Source organism: Paenalicyclobacillus ferrooxydans, from assembly GCF_001399675.1.
Classification (GTDB): Bacteria; Bacillota; Bacilli; order Alicyclobacillales; family Alicyclobacillaceae; genus Alicyclobacillus_B; species Alicyclobacillus_B ferrooxydans.
Genome location: NZ_LJCO01000018.1, coordinates 1 through 593, shown reverse-complemented (window position 1 = coordinate 593; position 593 = coordinate 1). Strand labels below are relative to the sequence as shown.

Genomic DNA, 593 nt, shown 5'->3' with positions numbered 1-593 from the left:
TGAAATAAGAGCCAAGCGCCTGCTACTGCAGATACTGCCCCGAGTATCCAACTAATAATGGTGTTCAAAATACTTGATATTGATCCTTGCTGTCCTGATAGCGGGTTTGTAACCCCGCTCGTATCCGCATAAGCTTGCACGGTCGTACACAGCGTAGACAGCATAACTCCGCTAGCAATGAGCCAGCGCGGTCCCAACTTCTTCATTTCAATGCCTCCCTGCTACGCATGAAAGTGGCTATCAATCGCTACAATGACACCCGGTAAAATAACGGCAGCGAAAAAACCTAAAATGGCATAAAGCACAATGAGAGAACCCGTTCGCCTTACGCGGGCGTTATGACCAATCGCCCCCCCGATAAAAACAAGCAGTCCAACGAACACCCCAACTTCTGCAAGAAAATAGACCCAGGAAAATACCTCTTGAATCACGAGCCCAAAGGATTTCGTGATGCCCGCGAGCAATCCAAAAGGGTCAACAGGTCGAAACCCTAAACCTTTCATGGTCTGGTTGAGATTCAATGGCGTGAGCGCGTTATTCGACGAACCTGCCACTCCTATCACTCTTCTTTCTCGGACATCTGGACAAGGTAC

1 protein-coding gene and 1 pseudogene are annotated in these 593 nt (G+C 48.7%); both read right to left on the bottom strand.

Going from position 1 to position 593, the window contains the following annotated elements; genetic code table 11:
* Positions 1-206, bottom strand: a pseudogene (locus tag AN477_RS04540) (hypothetical protein); the annotation flags it as partial.
* 15 nt (positions 207-221) lie between these two features.
* The coding region (locus tag AN477_RS04535) for a hypothetical protein (RefSeq protein ID WP_245631714.1) at positions 222-593 on the bottom strand (372 nt) is incomplete at its 5' end.